At 54.4% G+C, this 23,937-nt stretch carries 17 protein-coding genes; 2 read left to right on the forward strand and 15 right to left on the reverse strand.

All coding sequences use genetic code 11. The features are described from left to right. Window positions 1-8: 8 nt before the first annotated feature. The 8 genes from SH287x_RS18750 to SH287x_RS18785 all read right to left on the reverse strand — a co-directional run bounded on the left by SH287x_RS18750 (window position 9) and on the right by SH287x_RS18785 (window position 11,948). Entirely contained in the window at window positions 9-3,968 is a 3,960-nt protein-coding gene (locus tag SH287x_RS18750; RefSeq protein WP_479515912.1) for a hypothetical protein, read from the reverse strand. A 169-nt stretch (window positions 3,969-4,137) separates the two neighbouring features. Then, window positions 4,138-4,857 (reverse strand): tetratricopeptide repeat protein, encoded by a 720-nt coding sequence (locus SH287x_RS18755; RefSeq protein WP_479515913.1) that lies wholly within the window; start codon window positions 4,855-4,857, stop codon window positions 4,138-4,140. Between the two features lie 208 nt (window positions 4,858-5,065). Then, a complete protein-coding gene (locus SH287x_RS18760) occupies window positions 5,066-6,139 on the reverse strand; it encodes a vWA domain-containing protein (protein ID WP_479515914.1) in 1,074 nt (357 codons plus the stop codon). Next, on the reverse strand, window positions 6,133-7,047 hold the full coding sequence (locus SH287x_RS18765; RefSeq protein WP_479515915.1) for a vWA domain-containing protein: 915 nt from the start codon (window positions 7,045-7,047) through the stop codon (window positions 6,133-6,135). The genes SH287x_RS18760 and SH287x_RS18765 overlap by 7 nt, the downstream gene beginning before the upstream one ends. Further along, window positions 7,044-8,072, reverse strand: a complete 1,029-nt coding sequence (locus SH287x_RS18770; RefSeq protein WP_479515916.1) for a hypothetical protein — start codon at window positions 8,070-8,072, stop codon at window positions 7,044-7,046. Before SH287x_RS18770 ends, SH287x_RS18765 begins: the two co-directional genes overlap by 4 nt. Continuing rightward, entirely contained in the window at window positions 8,072-8,932 is an 861-nt protein-coding gene (locus SH287x_RS18775) for a DUF58 domain-containing protein (protein WP_479515917.1), read from the reverse strand. The genes SH287x_RS18770 and SH287x_RS18775 overlap by 1 nt, the downstream gene beginning before the upstream one ends. A gap of 107 nt (window positions 8,933-9,039) precedes the next feature. Further along, on the reverse strand, window positions 9,040-10,083 hold the full coding sequence (locus SH287x_RS18780) for an AAA family ATPase (protein ID WP_479515918.1): 1,044 nt from the start codon (window positions 10,081-10,083) through the stop codon (window positions 9,040-9,042). Window positions 10,084-10,352: 269 nt separating this feature from the next. Beyond that, a complete protein-coding gene (locus tag SH287x_RS18785) occupies window positions 10,353-11,948 on the reverse strand; it encodes a sigma 54-interacting transcriptional regulator (RefSeq protein WP_479515919.1) in 1,596 nt (531 codons plus the stop codon). A 206-nt stretch (window positions 11,949-12,154) separates the two neighbouring features. Here SH287x_RS18785 and SH287x_RS18790 point away from each other — a divergent pair, with 206 nt between their 5' ends. Next, complete coding sequence (locus SH287x_RS18790) at window positions 12,155-13,267, forward strand: mannose-1-phosphate guanylyltransferase (protein ID WP_479515920.1); 1,113 nt, start codon at window positions 12,155-12,157, stop codon at window positions 13,265-13,267. Window positions 13,268-13,361: 94 nt separating this feature from the next. On the opposite strand, the gene SH287x_RS18795 is transcribed toward SH287x_RS18790, so the two are convergent. The 7 genes from SH287x_RS18795 to SH287x_RS18825 all read right to left on the reverse strand — a co-directional run bounded on the left by SH287x_RS18795 (window position 13,362) and on the right by SH287x_RS18825 (window position 22,606). Next, window positions 13,362-13,808 (reverse strand): hypothetical protein, encoded by a 447-nt coding sequence (locus SH287x_RS18795; protein ID WP_479515921.1) that lies wholly within the window; start codon window positions 13,806-13,808, stop codon window positions 13,362-13,364. Between the two features lie 203 nt (window positions 13,809-14,011). Next, window positions 14,012-14,563 (reverse strand): hypothetical protein, encoded by a 552-nt coding sequence (locus SH287x_RS18800; RefSeq protein WP_479515922.1) that lies wholly within the window; start codon window positions 14,561-14,563, stop codon window positions 14,012-14,014. A 385-nt stretch (window positions 14,564-14,948) separates the two neighbouring features. Then, on the reverse strand, window positions 14,949-16,424 hold the full coding sequence (locus SH287x_RS18805) for an extracellular solute-binding protein (RefSeq protein ID WP_479515923.1): 1,476 nt from the start codon (window positions 16,422-16,424) through the stop codon (window positions 14,949-14,951). A gap of 169 nt (window positions 16,425-16,593) precedes the next feature. Beyond that, window positions 16,594-18,711 carry an NAD-dependent DNA ligase LigA gene (gene ligA, locus SH287x_RS18810; RefSeq protein WP_479515924.1) on the reverse strand — a complete coding sequence of 706 codons (2,118 nt, stop codon included), beginning with the start codon at window positions 18,709-18,711 and terminating at the stop codon, window positions 16,594-16,596. Between the two features lie 90 nt (window positions 18,712-18,801). Further along, window positions 18,802-19,896 (reverse strand): RluA family pseudouridine synthase, encoded by a 1,095-nt coding sequence (locus tag SH287x_RS18815; RefSeq protein ID WP_479515925.1) that lies wholly within the window; start codon window positions 19,894-19,896, stop codon window positions 18,802-18,804. A gap of 167 nt (window positions 19,897-20,063) precedes the next feature. After that, on the reverse strand, window positions 20,064-21,059 hold the full coding sequence (locus SH287x_RS18820) for a tetratricopeptide repeat protein (RefSeq protein WP_479515926.1): 996 nt from the start codon (window positions 21,057-21,059) through the stop codon (window positions 20,064-20,066). Between the two features lie 500 nt (window positions 21,060-21,559). Then, the gene (locus SH287x_RS18825; RefSeq protein ID WP_479515927.1) at window positions 21,560-22,606 is read right to left on the reverse strand and encodes a DUF3500 domain-containing protein; all 1,047 of its coding nucleotides are present in this window, start codon (window positions 22,604-22,606) and stop codon (window positions 21,560-21,562) included. 335 nt (window positions 22,607-22,941) lie between these two features. Here SH287x_RS18825 and SH287x_RS18830 point away from each other — a divergent pair, with 335 nt between their 5' ends. Further along, entirely contained in the window at window positions 22,942-23,919 is a 978-nt protein-coding gene (locus SH287x_RS18830) for a sugar phosphate isomerase/epimerase family protein (RefSeq protein WP_479515928.1), read from the forward strand. Window positions 23,920-23,937 lie beyond the last annotated feature (18 nt).

The following is a 23,937-nucleotide window of genomic DNA, read 5'->3' on the forward strand; positions in this document are numbered from 1 at the left end:
ACTGTCTTTTACTTCGTCTGGAGATTGGAGCGACGTAACCATTGCTCCACGGTGGCCCGCAGATCAATGGAGGGTGGTTTTTCCTCGGCGAAGTAATCGCGTTCGATGGAAACAATCGACTGATCCAGTTCCGCCTTTTCTTTCTCGTTGAGAGGAGCAGACGCTTTCACATGCTGGAGCAGGCTCAGTGCGCTGAAGGGCGTTAATTGCTCAGGGACAGAGAGACCAGTGTGAGTGACTTTTGTGTTTGACCTGGGAAGTACAAACCAGACAAACAGCATTCCCAATAGGCCCACCACGCCACCAATACTGATTCTCCAGGGCCAGGGTGAAGCCTTCGCCTGATAAGCTCCTTCCAGCGAAACACGAGGCTCGACTTCCGCGAGATCGGCATCAACATATCGTTGATAGCTGGCTTTCGTTGCTTCAGAAACAGGCTGCGGAAACATAAATGATGTGGGCGGCTTTTCCGTAGTCTTCGCGGACTCATAGGTGATTGTCCAGAGTCGTTCAGAGACCACTGCCGTTTTATCGCCTTCCTTATCAAAGCGGGAAATCTGCGGCCCGTTGTCTTCCGTCTTCACGACTTCAAACTCATTTGGCGGCATTTTCACCAACTGATCCAGGTCGGGCATGACCCCTAATCCGGTGGCTTTGACTTCCAGAATCAGCTTCCCCTCTTTGGCTTGCCGCTCGTCGAGTGTCTGCACCACTTCGAGCTTGTCGGCAGGCCGTGGCTCCACCTTTGTCGGGCTGGCATCCAGCGTCACTGGCGTTGATTCAATGGGCAGAATGACAAAGCCCGACGTGTCGAGAAAATCCAGATCCATCCGCAATGGGGGGAGCTTATCGATCTGCGGCCCCTTTGCCTGTAGCAACAGATAGGCATAAGGCGTCACCCGCCAGCCATGTTCGTCTCCCGATTTCGACGCGACGGTCTCTTCCTGGAACGTGATCGACTTAATATCGAAATGTTCGGCCAAAGCCTGTCGGGCATACTTTTCAAACTTGTCGCGATAATCGGTCAACGGCCGGCCATAGTTGTAATAGAACATGTTCGTACTGCTTCCCTGGTTCTGCAGATACTTACGGAAGCCTCCCGATTCGCGCTCGATCTCGGCCGTATGCTTCAGTTCCACAAACACGCCAAAGGGTTGTCCATGACCCACCAGACTCGATCCATCAATGCGGGTGGCCAGTTTGATTTCAGACACCAGGTCGGAGTAATAGTCGAACACTTTACGGGCTTCACGGGCCTGCTTGTGGTCACCGACAATTTCAAAGCCACTGGTCAGATAGCGTGACTTGGAATTGGGCGAAACCGAACTCATGCGCGTGAACAACGAATTGGCAAACATACTCAGATGATGCTCGGCAACTTCCGGAGGCAAAGCCTGGATAGCCTTTTTAATGAGTGCAGGCTGCTTGAGATCCGGTTGCTTATCCCGGTCGAGTGCTGCCAGATCGACGGCTCCCAGGCTGGCATAAAACCACAGCTCATAGACCTCAGCGGACTGCTTTTCCTTGGGCATGTCCAACACGGCCTTGGCATATAAACTGGCTGCTTTGGCGAATTCCTCAAAGGACTCATTCCGACGAGGCACAAACTCGGAGGTCTTTTCCAGTTCCTGACGGTAATTGTTTTCGTCGTGGGTCAAGGTCGCCTGGGCCAGTTGCAGCCGCCAATCGTCAGGAAACCTTTTGATGGCGGCTGATGTCAACTCGCCTGCCACAGCGTAGCCGCGTTGTACTTCCCGCTGGATATCCGGCTTCTTGCGATTGGTTTTTGCATTGTCCTGAACAGCGGGTGCCCGCCAGAGCGTCCCCAGATTCGACCGCATCTTGAGCACCAGATTACTGAGCGTTTCCGGCTTGAGAGTTTCCAGGCCACCAAAGACTGCAGCAATGGCTTCAGGTCGGTAAACCTCGGCCGAACTGTGACAGGAAGTGAATGCGTTCGCCAGCAGCGACTCATCCAGATCTTCGATGGGGAGTTTACGAAGACGGGCAATCCAGTCCGACAGTTCTTTCAGATTGCGTTCCTGTTTGGAGCGTGTCAGAGGGATGCTCTCGGCCCGCTGTTCAAACCCGTACATGAACATATACGGGTTGGTGTTGCGGCGATTGGCATTGGGATCGTGATTTTTCGTCCAGATACGCACAAACTCTTCTGCCAGAATCCTGGCTTTGTCAGGGTTTGTTGCCGCCAGTTTTTCGATGTAAGGAAAGGCTTCCTCTTCTGCGTTGACGTTCAGATAAAGCTGTGCGGTGAGTTGCATGACCTTTTCCTGCAACGCCTGATTCACGTGATGGAGTTGTTCTTCGCCCGGCTTGAGATCCAGCAGTTCCCCTGCGGCAATCGCCGAGACCTGATTCCCTCGGCCTCCCATCGGGTCGCCCACCATCATGCCATCGGAATTCATAAAGTAGATGTTGCCGAAATTGTCCCGCTGCATGCGCGGCCCATAGCTGGTGGATGTTCCATACAGCCGCGAGATCTCTGCTTCGCGAATCCAGTTATTGACCAGCAGCGTCAATGTCGGTGACCATGTTTCATCCAGCTTGGTGTCTTTTTCCAGGAGGGCCGTCACGGCGCCCTGTTGCAGCTTGAGTCCCTGCAGCCGCGAGTTCGAGTCACGCACGCTCCGTTGCATGCCTTGTGAGACTTTGCTGCCGACATTGGCAAGGATTTGTTTGCCTCGTTCCTGATCTTTGGAAAAGCTCTCAGCCAGCCAGGCTTTTCCCAATTCAACGCGCACTCTGGGTGCCAGAGTAATCGCCCGCTGCAAGGCCACCTGATACTCGTCTTCGGCAACGTCGTTAATCAGCAGAACGCTTTGAGTAGCAGCCCATGCCTTTTCGAGATTCACCGTCTTTTCAGCAATGTCGTTGATCGAAAGAAAATGTGTTGCCAGCAGATTGAGTTCTTCGGCATCTTTGGCTGCTTTTGCGGTGTCAAGATCTGACAGGAACTGATCGGCCAGTTGGGGATGCCCCGCAGCGACCAGCAACCTGGCGGCATTCCTTTTTGTCAAAGGACTTCCTTCCTGGGCGACCAGTTCAGCCAATCGGGATCGCAAGAGAGCAGGGGCATCGGTCGTGCGGATCGAGATGGACGCAATTCCTCCCAAAGAAGCAAGATGCGATTTCTCGATCGCCAAGGGAGCCGCTCCAATTAATCCCACCACATCGGCTGGTTCAAAGACGTTTGTTTCTGCGAACTGCTGTCCGGGATCCTGTTGCCCCATTCCCGGCATGATCTCTCGCTGTGGGCCGCCCTGGAGAGATCGCAGCATCTGCTCATAGCCAGCCTTCCCTTCATCGGCAGGCAAGCCTTTCAGGTACTTGCTGACAGCATTCCAATCACCCAGCGTGACCATCCGCTGAAATTGCGTCAGTTCAGCACTCAACTCGGCCGCCTTGGCCTGGGCTTCTTTGGCCAGCCGGGCCTCTTCCGCCGCTTTGGCAACCGCTTCGACCGCTGTTTTTTCATCAGTCTTGACGGGAACAGTGGCATCTGCTGGTTCATCGACCACTGGCGCAGAATCTGTGGTCGCGATTCCCTTAGGGTCTGGCGTTTCGGTGGTCTCTGTCGCTGTTTTGTCTGCACTCTTGGGTGGTGTTGACCAGGCTTTAAGAATGGCTGAAGGTCGCCGATCGAATGTCAGTTGTTGAAGGCGAGAGAGTCTTGTCGGAGGAGCGGGTGTCGCTGCTGCGGAGGTGGCCGCTACAGTTGCTCCCGCAGTCTTGGCAGAAACGGTTGATGCAGGAACTGCCGCGCGGGTGTCCAGAACAATTGCCCCGGTCAAGGAGTTGCTCCCCACCCCCTGGATCCTGACGGGTTGGGGAGGAGATTGCGCGACCGCACTCGATAACCATTCACTCGGCAAGATCCCGCTTGGGAAAACTCCTCCTGAAACAGACAGAGCCATCCCGGTGACTAACAGAAAACGACACGAACAGACCATGAAATCGCCTCAATGTCACGAACGAGAAATCTGTGCAGAATGCCAAAGAGCGTCGCCCGACTCTTCCAGAGTTGATCACTCACAAAAGGTCTTTAGTGGCAACGTCCCGGAGAGAAACGGACTGTCGCAAGAGAATCATCAGAGCGGTGAACATCAGAGTCTGTGAAAATCAGTTACCGCTGTTATCGCGTGGCGGGCCGGCACTGGCGCCCCGGGCATCTTCCGGTGGCTTGTTGCCTTGCTTTTGGCTGGGTTTTTTCCCTTTGCAATTGCATTTCCCGCTCTTGCATGACTGGCACTGTGATGGCAAAGGCAATCCCTGGAGATCACCCACATCCATCCGGGCCAGTCGGATCGAGGCTTCCAGATCTTCACGGCGAAGTTTTGCCGCCGCGGCGTCTCCCTTGGTCTCAGCTTCTTCGGCAAGTTGTCGGAAAATTTGCCTTGCGGATTCGACCTGTGGTTCCCAGTCATCCCGTGAACGGCCTTCCAATCGCATCAGCCATGTCACGTAGTATTGTGAGTTCGCAAAGACGGCCTGAGCTTCCGACTTCAATTGAGGATCAACAGCAGGACGTTCAGCCAGTTCATCGACGAGAGCCTGCACATCATTGAAGGCTTCGGGAAGTTGGTGATTGAGCATTTGCAGCCGCGCGCGTTCCAGCCGAATCCGGGCCGCTTCGTCAAATTTATCGGCAGGAAGCTTTTCTAACGACGCATTCAGCGCAGCAATGGCCGCTTCATAATCCTGCTCACCAGCCAGCGTTTTTGCACTTTGAAGTGACCTGTCGACCTGATCCAGCGCCACACTTTGCTGACCGGGGCCATAGTGATAGCCCAGCACGAATAAGGGAATCAGACACCAGATGGCCAAAGCTACGATTCGCATAATGGAGACTCCGGCAACACTCAACGTGTCGCTACTGGCAATGAGTGAAACGTGACTCCGCAGAATTTGAGCAATTTCCGCGCTTTGAGCGATGGTTAATATCTTCGTCAGAAAACGGGAGTATAGCAAGAAGCGTTTTGTGGCAATTTGCCCTCAAGCAACATCTTTACATGAAGGCGACTTCCATTTTTAGTTTAATCACTGTCCGTTAATCACTGTCACTGAGATTTCCACTCCACCACCCGATCCGACGAAATTTGACCAATTGTCCCGCCAGTGATTTCCCTGCCATTTTTCGCCCGGGGAGATCCCTGTTTGAACGAGACGTCACACCGGGTGTCCATTGAGTTCCCGCGTAATGCAGCGCCAGCGGCAGTAGCGACAGGATCAGCGAGCCAAGCGTGATGGCCATCAGTGCGTATTCCCGCTTGGTGAGTTGTTCCAGCAGGCTCTCACCGCGAGACGACGACATCGCACGAAGCAGATCAGTCGCCAGGTGCTTTTCATTTCCGTTGTGGTATGTCCCTCCCAGACGCAAGGCGACTTGCTTCAGTGTGGAAACTTCTTGCCTGGAGTGCTTTCCATCGATAAACCGCCCCGCCAGATGGTCGCCCAATCCCACGACCACCACCTGTCCAATGGATGCCGGCAGCTTGGGCATCCCTGTCGCGGGAACGGAATCACCATCCGAAAAGATCAGGAGCGTGGCAGATCGTGGGGGGAGAGGTTTGGCTGTTCTGGCGGCTTCAGCAATTCCTGCAAACAGATCGGTCTTCCCACTTTTGAATGCATGATCCATCGGCAGGTTATCGAGAATGTTCCGCACGACTTCCAGATCGGTGGTCTCCACCACAACCGGCTTGGCATCACTGTAAAATGCAATGACCGATGACCGAAACATCTGCATGGGAATACGCTTGAAAACCGATGCCAGCACATCTGAAGCACGGGAGATCCGGCTCTGTTTTCCTGTGGGGCCGGCATCCTGCAGCCGCATGCTGGGACTGACATCCAGTGCGATGAGCAGATGCTTACGCTCGCTCTCAGAAATTGGTTCAGAGATTTGATGAACCTTGGGTTGCAACAGCAGGATCGTCACCAGTCCCCACGCCAGTGCCCCTGCTGCCACGATCCGCAAGGGAGCGGCCACATGCACCCAGTTGGCCGGTCGACGACCAGGGCCGAACGCCAGTCTAGCCGCCACATTCACCCGGCGGGCGTGCAGCAACTCGGCAAACAGCATTAACAGCACCGCACCAGCAGCGGCAATTTCAGCTACCATGGGGTGTATCTCAATCCAAAGGCTCCGAGCGTATTCATGGCCAGCAACACCAGTCCCGATAAGGCAAACGGCCAATAGAAATCCATCGTCTCAGCCACAGTTCGTTCCATGCGCGCCTGTTTCATTGTGTCGATCTTCCGGAAAATGCTCTCCATGACTCCCGGATCACTGGCTTGAAATGCTTCTCCGCCTGTCGCTGACGTGATGTTGATCAACTCGGGCTGAACCGGCGCATCTCCGACCAGAACGGCGAAAACCGTAATGTCTTCTTCAGCGAGTTGCCGGGCAATTTCGCTATCGTTGCCATTGCTCAGATCCGAACTGAAACCGTCCGAGATCAAGAGGATCATGCGATCCCCATCCTGTCGGCCCACCAGCACTTTTTTGCAAGCCAGCAATGCTTTGCCAATTTCTGTTCCACCAAACCAGGGAGGCGCCCGTTCGGGCCTCATGAATGGTGTCGCGCATCGAATCGCCGAGACATCGTTTGTCAATGGGCACCAATGCAGCACCGAGCTACCAAAAAACGTCAGACCAAAGGCATCTTCCTTCCGGTAGTTCAAGAATCCATCAATCGCGGCCATTGAGGCGTCGTAGCGATTTCCCTCACCGAATTTAGCCGTCATACTTCCCGAAATATCGACGCAAAATTCGATATTGGTCATGATCCTTTTGTCTTGCGGTTCTGCATATTGTTGTGGCCCCGCCAGAATGATCACGACCACTGCCAGGAGCAGGGAGGGAAGCGTTTCCACACTGTTAATCAGAAACGCCCAGCCACGACCCGAACGCATTTGGCCATGATCAAACGGCAACACCACTCGTCGGTCGCGACGATTCCACACCCACCATGCCAATATGACGGGTGCCAGGAGGAACAGCAGCAAATAAGGATGCTGGAAGTTCACCGTGTGGCTCCCTGCTGAACCGGCGTCGCTCGTCCTGTCGAGGAAATGTCGCCACCCTCCGCAGTGTCCAGCGCATCAGCCTGCACGTTTTCATAAGGAGCCAGTAATGTTGCGATGGTGGTCTCGTTGTCCTGATCGCGCGTCACGCCCTGATGCAGCCAGCTTTCCAGAGCCTGAATCAGTGGCCCCGCTTCATTATCGGATTTTAATCGCCGGGTGGATTCCGCCAGTGGCAAGTCTTCTAACTTGAGTCGACGACGCCAATAGGCCAGCAGCAGTCGTTCAAGCTCTGCCAGTTCTGTTTGTGTTAGCTCGCCTTTTCTGGCCCGCTGAACGACAGGCCGCAGACGATCAGCCAATGTTCGGGGGATGGTCTTTTCTTCGATTGTTTGTCTATGGGGTGGACGGCCATAGAACATGATCATCCAACCCGCTGCCAGCCAGAGCATTGTGCCGATCATGATCAGCAGGCTGTATCCCCCCAGTCGGCCAAAGAGTGATGGGGCCGGAGGGTTTGGCTCGATCTGGCCGGGTGGCAACAGTCCGGTCACTTCGATAAGAACCGGTGGTAAACCTTCGACGGGAGTTCCGTCTTTTCGCTGAAGCCACTTGGTCAGGTCATAGTTCCCAGGCTCCAGCCCCTGAACGACAAAGTCATAACGGAAGGCTGAACCATGTGGGTAAACCTGTTCAATGCCGAGAATGATCGGTGAAACACGATCATCAATTTCGACCACTGAGAGTTCTGATCCCGGCAGCACAACCTGCTTCAATCGCTGCCGCATTCCCACAGTGGCTGAAGGTGATTTTTCGCCATTCGTAATGGGAGTCTTCTTTTCGGCGATGTTTTTCGAGTTTGCAGCACTGGTTTCCTGCCCCCAGGCCGTTGCGACACTGCCTGATGCTAGTATCAGACCCGACGCCAGTATCAGACCCAAGGCCAGGCGAATCACCAGGGCTTGTCCTGTTGCGATCACTGAATGGCTGCGTTTTGCCAGCAAGGGGATCTTTCGCGCAGTCAGCATCAGCGGGTTCCTCGCGACAAAGCGTTTCTTGCTTGCAGAAAGTATCTCAGTTCATGGGCATAGGGCTGGTCGATATTGATCTGTAAATGATCAACTCCCGCGCGACGGAGCGACTCTGTGATCGACTGATGATCCAGCCATTTGACTCGCCCATGCCCGGTCAGTGTTCGCCCGGTTTCTGCTTCTTGACCACGAAAAAAACCAATCCCTGGCAGCCCGTTTTCTGCCGGGTCACGCAACTGCAAAACCAGGCAGTCATGTCGCTGTGCCATCAGTTTGATTGCTGGTTCTGCTTCGGGTTGATGCAGGTCACTGAGCAGAATGATTAAAGATCGGCTGGGAAGACGATTGGCAAGATCCCCGATTTTTGTGGCAATCGCGGTGGTTTCATCGAAGCGATAATGCCGCAGACGATGCAGCCATTGCATGACCTGATCGGCGGAAAGGCTTGGTTCGATGCGAAACTCGCGTGATCCGACACCGATCACGCCGACCGGGCTGGCACGATCCAGGCAGGCAAAGGCCAGTCCACCGGCAATAAACAGGGCGGTGGCATATTTGCTTCTGCCCGTTGAAGCGACTGTCATGGAGGCCGAAGTATCGATGAGCAGATAACAGGGAAGTCTTTTGGGGGCTTCGTATTCTTTCACATGAATCCGGCCTGTTTTTCCGGTGATTCTCCAGTCAATGGAACGAATCGGATCACCCCATTGATAGGGGCGCGATTGCACATACTCCAGACCACTCCCCAGAAACGGGGAACGATCTGTTCCGTAGCTCAAGCTATCCGCCAGGCGTTTTATGGCAATTTGAAACTGCCGACTGCTCAGCGTGTCTGTGGTTTCCAGAAATCCTTCCAATTGGCAACGCCCCCAGTAATCCGGTCACTCACAGTCCGCGACATCCGCTTTCTGAATCTGACTCCAGTTCTGACTCTGGCCGGGTAACGACCGTATTCGGTCAACGGTCAAATCGTCAGGGGCTGTCCATTTCTGCGAGTGGCTGATGGTTCCTGCTCGGACAGAATTTCTCGCAGCACCTGCGCAGGTGTCAGGCCATCGGCCAAGGCTTCGTAGTTCAAACGGATGCGGTGCAGAATGACATCTTCCGCCAATGCGAACAGATCTTCAGGGATCACATACGGACGGCCATGAATGAGCGCTCTGGCGCGGGCTGCTTTCACCAGTGAAATCCCGCCTCGGGGACTGCACCCCAGTTCGATGTTCCGGTGATGCCGCGTTCGATCAATGATTTCGACCACATGTTCAACAAAGGTGTCACTGACGTGAACCTCGTTGACGGCTTCCATGCAGGCGACCAGGTCATCAATGCTTCCGACTTTTTCGTTGGCGAGAACGTCAAATTCCGTTTGCGCAACGGCCCCTTTTTCCTGCCGACGAACACCCAGTCGCATATTGCGTTTGATCACTTCAGTTTCGTCAGCCCGGCCGGGATAACTCAGGCGATGGCAGAGCATGAAGCGGTCAAGCTGCGCTTCTGGCAACTCGAAAGTCCCGCTTTGCTCTACAGGGTTCTGTGTGGCGATCACAACAAAGGGAGCGGGCAGTTTGTGTGTCTCTTTACCGATGGTGACTTTTCGCTCCTGCATCGCTTCCAGCAATGCACTTTGGACTTTGGGAGCTGCGCGGTTGATTTCATCAGCCAGCAGCAGGTTCGTAAAGATCGGCCCTTTGTTCGTGCGGAAATCGTTACTTCGCTGGTCGAGAATTTCACTCCCCAGAATGTCTGAAGGGAGCAAGTCGATGGTGAACTGAATTCTCGCAAAGTCGAGATCGATACAGCGGGAAAGGGTCGCCACCAATAATGTTTTGGCTAATCCGGGAACCCCCTGAAGCAGCACATGCCCCCCTGTGAACAGGGCAATCAGCAATCGTTCCACCACGACATCCTGCCCGACAACAACGGTTCCCACCTTTTTGCGAACATCACGAATAAAGGTGAACAATGAATCGGGAAGAGTCGATCGACCGGCATCGGGCGCATTCGTCATTGCTGTGGCAAGCCTCTATGGAAATAGACGTAAAATTCAGCCAATGGATGAATTGCACGCAACAATTCTTCCGTGAGCGACATTCTGAACACAGCACATTACTGATTTACCAACGATATGCAGGCTAATCGGGCGCAACAGCATTTCCAACAAGAAAGCCGCTGACAAACTTTGTCACCGAAAATTGTGGTGCCCTTTGAGCAGGTCAAGGAGACTGCGGATGAGGTCAGCGGCCTGTCAAAATTAAGTGGTCAGACGACGGTGCGGGGTCAGTTTTCGTCGGCAATCAGGCCGTACTCTTCGAGTTTGCGCTTGAGGGTTGTGCGATGGATGCCCAGCAGGCGGGCCGCTTCGGACATGTTTTGTCGGCATTGTTCCAGAACGGTTGAAAATAACTCCGCTTCCACCGTTTCCAGAAACCGGGCGTGCAGTCCCGTGCCATCCGGTGCCAGAACGGCATCGGGATTTCGCAGATTCTGCGCTCGGGCTTCTTGCGTCATTGACCGTGCCCAATGCCTGACCGCATGTGTCAGCGATTCGACCTCGCCCGCTTGAGGCAGTGAGGTGAACGACTTGTTTGTGGTCAACACAGAGTTTTCAGTACGTGACTGAGGCACGTCTGGCGTGATGCCAGGTTGCAGGGGCGACATGGGTGCTGGCAAATGCCAGGGAGCGGGAGAGACGACCGGGGAAATGATCAGAGCGTGTTCGATTGCGTTACGCAGTTCACGAACATTCCCATGCCAGGGGCGTTTCTCCAGAGCATCGAGAAACTCCTGGCTGAAATGTATTTCCCCTCGTTTGGGAGCCACTTGTCGACAGAAATGGCGTGCTAATTCCGGCAGGTCACTTTTTCGTTCACGCAAGGGGGGAAGTTCCAGTTGAAACGTGACCAGCCGGTAATAGAGATCATGCCGGAATCGGCCATTGCGGACGGCTTCCAGCAGATTCTGATTTGTGGCGGAAATCAGCCGGAAATCGACATGATGAGACTGATCGGCACCGACCGGCCAGATTTCATGCTCTTCTAAGGCCCGCAGCAGTTTCACCTGAAGTGATGCAGGGATATCCGCAACTTCATCCAGAAACACGGTGCCGCCAGCGGCTTGATCGAACACGCCTTTTCGTGTCATTTCCGCCCCGGTGAAGGCTCCTTTCACGTGGCCGAACAGTTCGCTTTCAGCCAGTGCGGGGTTGAGAGCCGCCAGATTGACCGGGACAAAGGGGCCTTTTTCCCGCAAGCTGTAACGGTGAATGGCTCTGGCGACAAGTTCCTTCCCTGTGCCGCTTTCCCCGTAAAGATGCACGCAAGCTTCCGACCCTGAAACCAGCGCGATCTGGCGGAAAACTTCCTGCATCACAGGTGAAGTACCAACCAGGCTTTCTGAGCGTTGTTTCGTGTTGGCTGCCAGAGAATCAGTGGTTTCATCCTGATTTGCGGAAGTGTCCTGCGATGTCAGCGTCACACGCTCCAGCAGTTGTTCGACTTGAGCCAGGGAAAATGGTTTCACCAGATATTCAAAGGCCCCTTTGCGTACCGCTTCAACAGCCGTGGAAAGCTGGCCGTAAGCTGTCATCACAATCACGCGTGGGAAAGAGCTTCGCTGACGCAGTGCTTCCAGAATTTCCAGGCCCGACTTTCCCGGCAGGCGAACATCCAGAAAGACAACATCGAAGTCGTCCCGGTGGCTCAGTTGCAGAGCTTCTTCTGCAGAAGAAGCCACGGCAGTGGTATTTCCTTGCTTGCGACAGAGCTTTTCCAGACCCCAGCAAATGGCGGGTTCGTCATCAACAATCAACACATGACTCATGGGATGGTCACAGCTAAAGAGTGCGGGATGAACAGGGGTGAGAGCCGGCAACAAAGAACATTTTCTGGTGAATTATCAACAGGCGTCTCTTGTATGCTACCCCCCGCCGTGCCTCTTGGACATCATGAGTGACTTTCGAGGACGATTCTGGGGAAACCGTTGGTAAGCCGACGTTAGTTGATCGAATCAATGCTCTTCAAAATCAAATGAGACTTTGAAACGTCGGGCAAAAACCGGATCAACGACAGGAAATATCATTCATGCTGCATGCAGTCATTCTGGCGGGCGGAAGCGGGTTGAGATTCTGGCCCGTCAGCCAGAAGAATTATCCCAAGCAGTTTCTCGCGTTGGCGAGCGAAAAAACCTTACTGCAAGAAACGGTCGAGAGGCTGGAAGATCTGGTCTCTGTTGACCAGATGCTTGTATCAACTCGTGAAGCCTTTCAGGCCATGGTGCTGCAACAAATTCCTGCCATGACTTGTGGGCACCTGCTGCTGGAACCTGCCCCTCGTGACACGGCTCCCTGCCTGGCTGTTGCCGCTGCCATTGTGGCTGCCAAAGACCCCGATGCTACGCTGCTCATTCTTCCCAGTGACCATCTTGTCGCTGACCTGCCGGCGTTTCATGAAGCCGTTCAACTGGCTCAAAAGGCCGTGGAGGAAGATCCTGAACGCATTGTGCTGATCGGCGCACTTCCCACTTCACCTGCTACGGGTTATGGCTACGTGGAGATGGGGCCAGCTATTGCAGCTGATCATGGCCCGGCCGTATTGCATGAAGTCGCCTCATTTCGGGAAAAGCCCGATCTGGCGACCGCTCAGAACTATCTTGCCACAGGGCGGTTTCTCTGGAGTTGCGGTATCTTCGTCTGGAAAGCCAGCACGTTCCTCAACGTTCTCAAGCAGAGTGCTCCTGATCTCGCTGAGGTGCTGGAGGAATTGTCGGTCATTGATCGGGTGGCTGATCCCTCAGCCTGGAATCGTGTGTTTCTGAAGTTCCGCCCCATCTCGGTGGATTATGCGGTGCTTGAACATGCCCCCAAGCTGGCGGTCGTTCGTTCGTCGTTTGGTTGGGATGATCTGGGTTCATGGGAAGCGATTGCGCGTCATTGTCCAGAAGATGCGCTGAATAATGTGGTGCGTGGCCAGCATGTAGGCGTTGAAACGCGGCATTGCATTATTCATTCGACCGACCAACATCTCATTGCGACCAGTGGTGTCAGCGATCTTGTCATCGTTCATACGCCACAGGCCACGCTGATTGCCCGACGTGGGGATGAAGCCGCGCTTAAAGCCCTGGTGGCTGAAGTGGAAAAAGCCAAGTCAGCGCAAGAGTCGCCCTTAGCCGCTCACCCTCCGTCGGTCGGGAATTGATCGTCAGAAAAGAACCGGGCTGTGCCAGTCATGAACGACCCGCACAGCCCGGTTTTGAAATGCCCACCGATGAAATGTCTGACGCTAAAAAGGCTTACTTGGCGGCTTTGACTTCAAAACCTTTCTTGAAGGCGGCGTCGCTCAAGACCAGACTGGTCAGTTCATCGCCAGTGGTCTTGGAGGCTTTTCCCTGGCACTTTTCACAGCAGAAGCCAACTTTTACGCCAGAGACGTCCACGGTCTTGCCTTCAGCGAGTGGGCCGCCGGTGAAGACGCATTTTTTCTGGACAGCCTGACCTGAAGCGACGAGTTGAAGATTGGCCTTGGCGGCAAACTTGGTGGCGTCCTTATCAAAAGCCGCTTTGCACTTGGGGCAGCAGAACAGCACTTTTCCCCCATTGTGGGTGGAGGAATGAGCCTGATCGACAGGCTGTCCGGAAACAGGGCAAACCAGCTTGGCGGATTCAGCGGCCATCAAACCAGTGGCAGTCATCACAGCAAACACAGCGACGAACGAAGCAGCGGCAAAGAACTTGGTCATGATGTTTCTTTCTGAGAGAAGAGGCACAACACTGGTGCCCAATAACGATGAATCAACAGCGATCAATTATCGCTGTGAGAAATGATGATGTGCCTCAGGGGATGTCATCATCCCCGCACAATCGAAAACCGTGAGAGTAAAAACAGAGAGAGCAGAACGAGGTTCTCTCAATGAAACGAGAGTCTCGCTGAAAGACAATCGGCTCAGATTGTCCAACGACACAGCCGCGATAATCGCGCCGCGGTCTTGAGTGCCATTCCATCAGGAGATGGCCTCGCATAGGCGGTCAGAGAGACGAGATTCGGCATCACTAGGCGGTGCCAATTGGCCAGTGGCAATGGCGTTGCGAGTGTTTGCCCGAATGGCTGAGTGGCGGTTTTCTGCTCTCTGGGAGCTACCAGAAACTGCCACGAGAGGTGACACTGGCAGTTCGGTTCTTCTAAACGATCACCGGCTGGCGCCTCGGGTGAAACCGTGGCCTTACTGGCTGCAGACTTCAACGATTCGTCAGCGAAATTTGTCTGCGTCGCCTGACGTTTCTGGCAACAAGCTGGCAGGGTCGGGACAGCGGACGAATCGTCAGCCACGTTACCGGTGGCGTTGTCTGTCACGCATTGAGCTGCCACCGCCCGCTGGACAGCCTCTTTTTCCAGGGATCGACGGAGACAGCAGCAGTTGGCCCATGTGGGAACCAGCCCACAGAGCATGCCCAACAGGGCCAGGCCACCAATCATCCGCCGCCGAAATTCTCGCAAAAAAAGCCCTTCTCAAATTGATTCACTCGTTTTTTCTGTGAAACTGACGTGCTTAAGTCGGAGTTTCACAGGTCTTGTGAACCCTCTCTTTTACTTGATTTCTCAAGGGAGAGATAGAGGAATCAGCCCGTCTTGATTGATAATGCTTCGCGATGGACAGTCGCGTGCGTCTTTTCTTAAGAGTGACCAGAAGCTTTCAAGCCCTTCTTCCTGAGGGAGAAGATGGCCGCAGGCTGGTTGATGATGAGGGCGTTGTTATGGTTGAGAGATCGAACATTGCCAGTGGAAAGGTTAGTGAAGCATCAGCCCTCACCCCGGCCCTCTCCCGCGAGCGGGAGAGGGAGTTGTCCACAGTCGGCTCGGCTCTCAGAGGAAACTCCTGGAGTCAATCAGCAAGCAACCCCAATGAACGGCAGTAGCTTTGTCGAATCTGTTGGGCACCTACTCGTTTTACGGCATTGGAAAAGCCTTCGACCAGCAACTGAGCCGCTTTATCCGGCTGATCGGGGGCTTGAACAAACGCGGCAATGGCGACCTGGGTTGCGTCAATAAAATCCTGCTGACCGGTGACTGGCAGATAGTTCGTCACATCGGTGGAACGCAAGGATTGAGCAATGCCATCAAAGGCTTCGTTGGCACTGGTTCCATTTAATCCGGATGTGGGCAACTGGCTTAAATCGGCCATCTGCGACTCTCGCGTCAACGATTGAGTGGTGCCCGGAAAGGCTTCGGAACCTCGGCTGATGGTCAGCAATTCCCAAAGACTGGTCAGGCCGCCGTGGTTGATGTTGTCGGGCACCTGAAATCCGACACTCCAGCCGTCAAAACCGACGAGCGTAGGACGGTACTCAGTGGAAGTCGGTTTCAACCAGATTTTTCGCTTTGGATCATAGGCATCAACTCCTGTGGGAAGCATGGCGACACCCACTTCGGCGGTACTGATCGATTCCGTGGAATCATGATCCACGATTTTGATATCCAGAGGTTGTCCCGGGTGACTGAACGGTTCGTATCCCACGGCCATCGCGGCTTCCCCCCGCAGAACTTTGGCGCGTGCCTCGACTGCCGTGAGTTGACCCGATTCAGAAGCCAGAGATGGCCACTTGGTGGCTAGTCGCTGAAAGAATGCCTCTGCGACTGCCTGGCTGACGTTGGACTCGCCCGTGCGAATATCAAACCAGGTCGAGAAGTCACCCGCAGGGCGGAGCATGGGGATCAGTTGTGCGTGCAGCCAGGCTGAACGAGTCGATTCGCCCCAAGGCTCAATGATTCCCAGTCCTTCGGCCCAGGTCGATTGTGATGCCAGCAACGCTTCATACTCGGCCCAGGTTTTCGGGACTTTCTTTCCGGCCTTTTCCAAAAGATCGCGGCGGTAATAGAGGGCAAAGACCGGCTGAGAAATGGGCATGGCGATCATGCGCTGATCTCGTGTCGCCAGACGTTGCTTCAGGCCGTTAAAGACATCGACCTTTCGCGGCGTACCGTCGGCATCGACCGGTTCAAATGTTGAGAGCAGCTTCGCTTCGTCTAACGTGACAAGCTGGGAATTGGCCACGAAAATCAGGCGGGCGTCTCCCCCCGGTGGTTCCACTTTTTCGGTAAACTCCACACTGGCCCCGGTCTGGGCCTGCCATTCATCAATCAGTACATCCCAGAACTTGTTCAGTTCCCAATCGTCGGGACTGACAATTCTCATGCCGACACCCGCCAAGGGTTGTCCCACAGGTGCCTTTGGCCCAGTCGGACAACCCATCAGACCCAGGCAAGTGGCTCCCAGTCCGGCAAGAGTCCCTGTCACGAATGACCTGCGACAGATCAGCGCATTCGGGAACTCGTTGGAAAATTGATCAGATGATGGCATGGGAGGTGTTTTCAGCATCGAGTGAGGTCATGCGGACATCAACGTGGCACTTGGCTAAAACTGAGGCATTCTCACACAACCTCTGTGCGTGCCGTTTTTACCAGGCATTCAGGGCGTTTCTCACAGGCACAACCGGTTGTGTGGGCGTTCTTATTGTGGGCATAACTCCCTACGCCTTGCCAATCAGTTTCATGAACTCTGCTTCATCAAGAACAGGAACGCCGAGGGACTCTGCCTTGGTCAGCTTGCTCCCGGCATTTTCACCTGCCACGACGTAGCTTGTTTTTTTGGAAACACTGCTGGCTGCATGTCCGCCATGCTGCCGAATCAGGTCTTCGATTTCCTCTCGGCTGTATGTAGGGAGTGTCCCTGTCACGACAAGCGTTTTTCCGGTCAATGCTTTCTCGCCAGCTTCTTCAGTTGCAGCTGCCTCTTCTTTGTCAGTCCCCAGATTGAGGCCCAGTTCACGCAGTTCTTCAATCAGCGTCTGCCCATACCCGGATTGGAAAAACTGATGGATCGACGCGGCGATGACGGTTCCCACTTCGGGTGTGGCGGAGAGTTCTTCGATTGTCTGGTTTTTGATCTGATCAATGGAGCCAAATCGTTCGGCAAGAATCTGGGCCGTGCGTTGGCCGACATGCCGGATATTCAGGGCTGTCAGTAATCGCCATAAAGGCTGCTGGCAGGAATTGTCCAGTCCTGATAGCAAAGCTGTCACCGATTTTTCGCCCAATCGATCAAGATCCAGCAGTTGCTGTTGCTTCTCTCTCAGACGGTAGAGATCACTGATCGACTTCACCAAACCGCTGCTGACGAGTTGTTCGACCAGCTTGGTGCCCAGCCCTTCAATATCCATCGCCTGTCGTGAAGCAAAGTAGCGGAGGGACTCGCGGAAACGTGCCGGGCAATTGATGTTCGGGCAGCGGATATAGACTCCGCCATCATCCTGAACCACTTCGGTGGAACATTCAGGGCAATGCGTGGGAAACACGAACGGGCTGTAGTTCTCTGGACGAAGATGTTCTTCCACCCGTACGACATGAGGAATAATCTTACCGGCTTTTTCGACAACGACGGTATCGTTAACACCGATTCCCAGTCGTTCGATTTCATCGCGATTGTGGAGGCTGGAGCGCGAGACTGTGGTGCCAGCGATGGCGACAGGCTCCAGATTGGCAACGGGGGTCAGGACGCCGGTCTTCCCCACCTGCACGGTGATGCTCAGCACTTTGGTGGCTGCTTCGTACCGTTCCCATTTATAGGCCACGATCCAGCGGGGACTTTTGCTGGTCATACCCAGTTCTTGCCGCAAGGTGAGATCGTTCACCTTGAAGACCAGGCCATCGACTTCAAAATCAAGTGTTGGCAAGGCTTCCATCATCGGCTGGGCAGCAGCAAATGCGGCCTCGAAACTTTCGTGGCAAGCTGTCATCGGGACTGTGGGCATGCCGACGGCTTTCAACGTCTTGAGATAGTCGGCGTGGGTTTTGAAAGCAGCGGCATCGTCCTGATCAATCGCGCCGATCGAATGGGCGAAAAAACGGAGCTTTCGCTGGGCACAGAGTCTGGGGTCTAACAGTTTCAAGGAACCTGCGGTGGCGTTGCGGGAGTTCTTGAAAGGTTCTTCGCCTCGTTCCAGTTGAGCTGCCCGGACATGGGCGAAATCCTGATTGCTGATATAAGCTTCACCACGAATTTCCAGCAGGCGCGGCAAGGTGGATTCGCTGAAGAGAGATCCTTGCTGCCGGGGTTCTTCCAGAACGAGAGGAACCCCTTTGAGTGTCCGGGCGTTGTGGGTCACATCATCACCCATGCGGCCGTCGCCGCGTGTGACGGCCCGTGAGAGTTTTCCTTCATCATAGATCAATGAGAGTGCGACTCCATCGATTTTGAATTCAGCCAGCCATTCCATCGGTTTTTTCCAGCCGACTTCCCTGGCTCGAGTGGCCACACGATGACCAAACTCGGCTAGCCCCTCTTCGGTGTAGACGTTGTCGATGGAGAGCATGGGGATGGCATGTGCGACCTGCACAAAGCCATCGATCGGCTGGCCTCCCACTTTTTGTGAGGGACTGTCAGCCGTTATCAGTTGAGGGAATGCCGTTTCAAGTTCGACGAGTTTTGCCAGCAGACGATCGTAGTCGAGATCGCTGATCTCGTTGGTGGCATCCTGATAATAAAGCTGGTCATGCCGCCGGATTTCGGTTCTCAAATCCTTGATCAGCAGGGCGGCGTGATCGACGGAATCGGGAGTCCCCTGAACCAGAAATTGCATGTATGACATGGGTCAGCTCACCAGGGATTGGATTTCTGACAACAGTTCCAGAGACAGGAAACAGACCGTCTGTGCTTGCCACGATAGGCGAGAAAATGGTTATCGCAGTCGTGTCGAAGGGGGCTTTTTGGGCTTGATGGCGTGAGTTTTGAGGAAATCAAGCGTTCGTTGAAAGTCAGGCGGCAATGGGGCTTCAAAAACCATCCGCTTTTTGGTGATGGGATGGTTGAACGCCAGACGACGGGCATGCAGCGCCTGTCGGTCGATCAAAGTGTCGTCCGACTCTTCAGGCGTTTCCGGAAGAATATCAGAGATTTTCACACAGGATCGGCCTTCATACAACCGGTCGGCGATAATCGAATGTCCCAGATGGTGCATGTGCACCCGCAACTGGTGAGTTCGTCCGGTCTGAGGTTGCAGTTTCACATAAGTGAAACCTTTGAACCGCTGTTGTACTTCATAGAACGTGGCTGCCAGGCGGGCGTTGTCCCCCGGAGGACAGACCATCATCCGTTCGCGATTACGGAAGCTGACGCGCACATGCGTTTCAACAAAGTCGGCGTCGAATTGCATCTCGCCCCAGACGATGGCGTGGTATTCCTTCTCGACCGAGCGTTCTTCAAATTGCTTGCTGAGGTGCTGGTGAACGGTGTTGTCTTTGGCCACCACCAGCACACCACTGGTATCGCGATCCAGACGGTGCACAATCCCCGCGCGGTATTGGCCGGCGACATCGCTCAGGCTGTCAAAATGGAACTGAAGGGCGCCGGCCAATGTCCCCCGGTAGTTGCCGCGACCGGGATGCACGATCATGTTCGCCGTCTTGTTGATCACGCAGAAGGCTTCGTCGTCATAGAGGATATCCAGCGGAATGTCTTCCGGCTGCACGCGCTGATCAGGCTCGGCGGGTAGGGAAAACTCTATGACATCGTTGACTCGCAGCCGTCGGGAGATTTTGACGGGGAGGCCGTTAATCAGCACCTGACCTTCTTCAATCGTTCGCTGGAAGGCGACACGACTGAAGTTGGGATAAAGCCGACTGAGGTAATGATCCACGCGCCAGCCATGCGCTCTGGCTTCTACGGTCAGCACCAGCTGTGGGTTGTCAGCGAGACCAAAGAGTGATGGCTCGTTCATGGCAACCAGTTCCTGGAGAGATAAGGGGCGTTCAATGGAAGAGGCGAGAATCGGCACCAAGGCCCATCCTCGCCGGGAGTGACTCACGGATATTTTATCAACAGGATGCTGATCGATTCGATCAGAAACTGAGAACGTCTAACAAAACCAGTTGTGTATGCCGGAAAACGTGGAATGTTTGGTTATCGCAAACACTTGAGAGGTTTTGTTAAAGCTGGTTTCCGTTAAGGATTAGGAGCCTTCTCGGGAGCGGCTGGCTCAGTCGTGGTTGGCTCAGCAGTCGTTGGCTTGGCGGGTTGAGGAGCGGCTGTGCCTTCTGCTGCTGGAGTTTCGGGCTTGGCAGAGGAAGAGGGTGCTGGCGTGGGAGGAAGTTCGCCGGTCGCAGCACCTTCAGCGGGCTTATCTGTGACTGGCTTATCTGTCGCTGGTTTCTCAGGAGCAGGTGTTGTCGAGGCTGCGGGGGGGATTTCGTCAGCAGGAGATTTCACAGGAGACGTTGTTTCGGTTGAAGCACCAGCGGGAGGTGTCAGGCCAGGGAGATCCAGCCCGGGAAAGCCAAATGCTCCCCCCAAACCATCGCGTGGCTTGGCCAGAGGATCTGGCTTGGGGTTCTGCTGGCTATACCAGGAATAGAAATCCTGAGCTTGTGGTGATGCAAGAGCCTTGGCCCGTTCATCTGCAATCGGTTTGAAGATCGACTGAGGGAACTGAGCCGAAAGTTCTTCGTATTTGGTGATGGCGGGTTTGGTGTCGCCTGTGGAGGTCGCTTCGAGCACACGGGCCAGACCAAACAACGCCCGCTCGCGCAGGACTTCAGCGTAAGCGGCACCCGCCAGAAGCTTTTCAAAGGCTTCTTTGGACTGTTTGAATTCGCTGTTGGCGGCCTCACGGTTCCGGTTGGCCTGAAGCATCCCTTCGTCAAAACGAAGTTCGGCTGTTCTCAGCAAGGCCCAATCACCAGGGGGAGTCCCTTGATAGCGTTCCGCCAGCGATTCCATGTCGGCTGGGAGCGTGGCCCCTTCAATATCTGACCAGGCGGATGCCAATTGGGCAGATCGCGACGTTTCGTAAACAACATAAGCCAGCATCCCAATCACGAGAGCGGCAAAGACCACCACCAGTGTGATCCCGTACTTCTCGAAAAAGCCAGTGGACTTCAGCACCAGCTTGCCAAGTTCACGTTCTTGTAACTGTGCTTCAATGGTCGGTTCAGGCTTCATGGGGCCAGTTCATCGTTCGGAGTTAAAAAATTCGTCTATGACAACTCGCAAGAACAGCATCATCCGCCTGTTCCCGGCAAGTGGTACGACCACTCTGTCCAGACAGGTTGTTGAGCTTGTCCGCAGACTCGCTGGTCTGCTCATCACTCTTTGCTTCACCTGTCAAATCAGAATGGAAGCGCCACGAGCAGAGAATAAATGTGCCGAGCGGGAAGCGTCAAGCGAGCGACGAGCGAAGATCGCCGTAACTCCAAATCAAATCGGGAGTTGATTACAACTCAGAAACTTCTGGACTCTGCTTTTTGCAACCAGCTGCCCGCCCCGTTTCTCTGGAAAATCAACGGCAGTGCCCTCCTGAGTGGAGGGATGACCGGCAGCGCAGGTGATGATTTTACCACCCTGAAAAACCGCAAAGAAACAGGGTCCAGCGAGTTGCAACGCCGGACAGGAACGGACGTTACAGCTCAAGAGTGTTTCGTAACCTCATGTTGTGAAATGACTTAGCTGTTGCGAGAGATTCCGAAGTCTCCACCCACATTTCGCCAGATGGAGTGAATGTGGTTGGCGCCATCCTGAGTATTGTTGTACTCGATGGTAAACGTGGGGCCTTGAACGAGATAGTGGTGCGGCTGATAGCGATCAATTCCTCCCCACCAGGCAAAATGGATGTTATCCCAGCCGTTGCGTTCAATTTCGGCCTGCCGCAGCTGAGCGACTGGTTCGGTCATATTTGCCAGATATTCCCCGACCAGAGCACGCACCTGGGCTGCGGATTCCATTCCCATGTCGGGAAGGGACAAGCCTTGAGGGGCGCCGACGACTGGCTGAGCAACGGCCGGGCCAGAGATATCCTTGGGGGCTTCACTGGAAATGATCAACTTGGCGCGGGTGGCGTCATTGGCTTTCTGAACCACATTGCGAGCGAAATCTTCTTCATTGCCCAGCACTCGCAGGACACGACCGGGAGCCGACTCCATTGTGGCGGGGTTGCAGCCATAAAACTCAGGGGTGGAAGCAATCACCTTGTCGCCATCGAGGACATAGTTGAGCGAGAGATGATGTCCTTCGACGCGCCAACCCCACAGGCCGGTGCCCGGAGTCCCAAAGACGCTGAAATGATATTGCTCGGGGTCGCGGCGTTCGCGGCGTTTTTCGCGGTCGCCCGCTTCATAAAGGAAGAGGACTTCTTCCAGACTCATGATCTTGATGGCCTGGTCATAGCCGGTTTCTGTCAGGCCACTTTTCATCAGAGCATATGCCGACCTGCGAGCAGGGCCGGTCAATGCGCGCAGCTTGATCCCTTTGCGGGGCTTGGGAATAAAGTGCCAGTTGACTCGTTCGGGATCATCAAACGAAAACTGCACCATCGCGCGCTGCTCATCACTGAGGGATTGCAGAAACTTGTTGGCAGCTGCGACAATTTTAGGGCTGGCAGGGATCGGTTGGTTGGCAGCCGTTTCCTTGGCCCAGACGCTGTGGGAAGAGTACCGTGAGGCTCCCAGACCCAATGCCATGGCTCCAAGAAACAGACGTCGATTGAATTCCATGGTGTCAATCCTCAAAACATTATGGGCTGGGGGAAGTTCTGGTGCTGTGTCTCGGCTTCGTCCTGGGGTCGATGTTGCGGCAACGTCCTTCGTTGTTGGACTATGCTGCTGTTTCAACCCTGTTTTTTAAGTTTGACGAGCCACTGGGTGGGTTTTCAGGCGAAGAACAAACTGGCAGGCCGTGCGAAATACGATTGGGAGATGCCTTCATGTGGCAAATCCGGTATCTTTCAGATCAGTATCAGTGGATATGATTGAGAGACTAACTCATCCATGAACTGGTGACAACCAGGCAACGTTTTCATTTTTCATCTTCTCAAATTCAAAGCGATGTCATGCCGAACCGTCGAAACTTTCTGGCTGCGTCTTCTCTGGCTGCTGCGGGCGTAGCGATGGGCGGGGTTGAATTGGCTCAAGCCAGGGCGAATGCGGAGAAAACTCAGGCTGTGATTCAAGCCAGCACCTCCGCGCGTCCTTTTCGATATTGCCTGAACACCAGCACGATTCGCGGGCAGAAGCTTCCGCTGGTGCAGGAAATTGAGATCATCAGTCAGGCCGGTTACGACGGCATCGAGCCGTGGATCAATGAAATCGATGCTTATGTTAAAGAAGGTGGGACACTTCCTGATCTCAAAAAACGGATCGCTGATGCAGGGCTGACCGTTGAAAGTGCGATTGGTTTTGCGGCGTTTCTTGTGGATGATCCTGCCCAGCGGCAAAAGGGTCTGGATGAAGCCCGGCGGTGTATGCGATTGGTTCAAGCGATTGGCGGCACCCGGATTGCTGCGCCTCCTGTCGGTGTCACCGATCGTACGGGCATGAATCTGGATGTCCTTTCTGAACGGTTTGCTGCTCTGGTGCAGGTGGGCCGGGAAGAGGGAGTCTGGCCTCAACTGGAATTGTGGGGCTTCTCCAAGACTCTGCACAAACTGGGTGAGGTCGCATACCTGTTGGCTCAGTGCGGGGACACGCAGGCTCTGGCGCTGCTGGATGCTTATCACATTTATAAAGGAGGTTCAGGATTCGGGGGATTAGGAGCTTTTGCCGGTTCGCACATGAAGTGTTTCCACATCAACGACTATCCGGCTGATCCTCCCTGGGAAGCGATCAAGGATGAACACCGCGTTTATCCCGGTGATGGTGTCTGCCCTTTGACTGAGTTGCTGACCATGCTGCATGCCAGCGGCTTCAATGGTGCCCTCTCGCTGGAATTGTTTAATAGAAGCTATTGGCAGCAACCGGCTGATGTGGTGGTTAAAACAGGGCTGGAGAAGGTGAAAGCTGTGGTTGCAAAAGCCGGATTTGTCAGCTGATTGACAAAGTTCTGCTGA

It is taken from the genome of Planctopirus sp. SH287 (genome assembly GCF_056500625.1).

Bases quoted from the DNA above. Each gene is read 5' to 3' on its own strand.
- SH287x_RS18760 (WP_479515914.1), bottom strand. From the start codon at position 6,139: ATGGTAGCTGAAATTGCCGCTGCTGGTGCGGTGCTGTTAATGCTGTTT.
- SH287x_RS18830 (WP_479515928.1), top strand. From the start codon at position 22,942: ATGCCGAACCGTCGAAACTTTCTGGCTGCGTCTTCTCTGGCTGCTGCG.
- SH287x_RS18825 (WP_479515927.1), bottom strand. From the start codon at position 22,606: ATGGAATTCAATCGACGTCTGTTTCTTGGAGCCATGGCATTGGGTCTG.
- SH287x_RS18780 (WP_479515918.1), bottom strand. From the start codon at position 10,083: ATGACGAATGCGCCCGATGCCGGTCGATCGACTCTTCCCGATTCATTG.
- SH287x_RS18755 (WP_479515913.1), bottom strand. From the start codon at position 4,857: ATGCGAATCGTAGCTTTGGCCATCTGGTGTCTGATTCCCTTATTCGTG.
- SH287x_RS18750 (WP_479515912.1), bottom strand. From the start codon at position 3,968: ATGGTCTGTTCGTGTCGTTTTCTGTTAGTCACCGGGATGGCTCTGTCT.
- SH287x_RS18770 (WP_479515916.1), bottom strand. From the start codon at position 8,072: ATGCTGACTGCGCGAAAGATCCCCTTGCTGGCAAAACGCAGCCATTCA.
- SH287x_RS18790 (WP_479515920.1), top strand. From the start codon at position 12,155: ATGCTGCATGCAGTCATTCTGGCGGGCGGAAGCGGGTTGAGATTCTGG.
- ligA (WP_479515924.1), bottom strand. From the start codon at position 18,711: ATGTCATACATGCAATTTCTGGTTCAGGGGACTCCCGATTCCGTCGAT.
- SH287x_RS18820 (WP_479515926.1), bottom strand. From the start codon at position 21,059: ATGAAGCCTGAACCGACCATTGAAGCACAGTTACAAGAACGTGAACTT.
- SH287x_RS18795 (WP_479515921.1), bottom strand. From the start codon at position 13,808: ATGACCAAGTTCTTTGCCGCTGCTTCGTTCGTCGCTGTGTTTGCTGTG.
- SH287x_RS18805 (WP_479515923.1), bottom strand. From the start codon at position 16,424: ATGCCATCATCTGATCAATTTTCCAACGAGTTCCCGAATGCGCTGATC.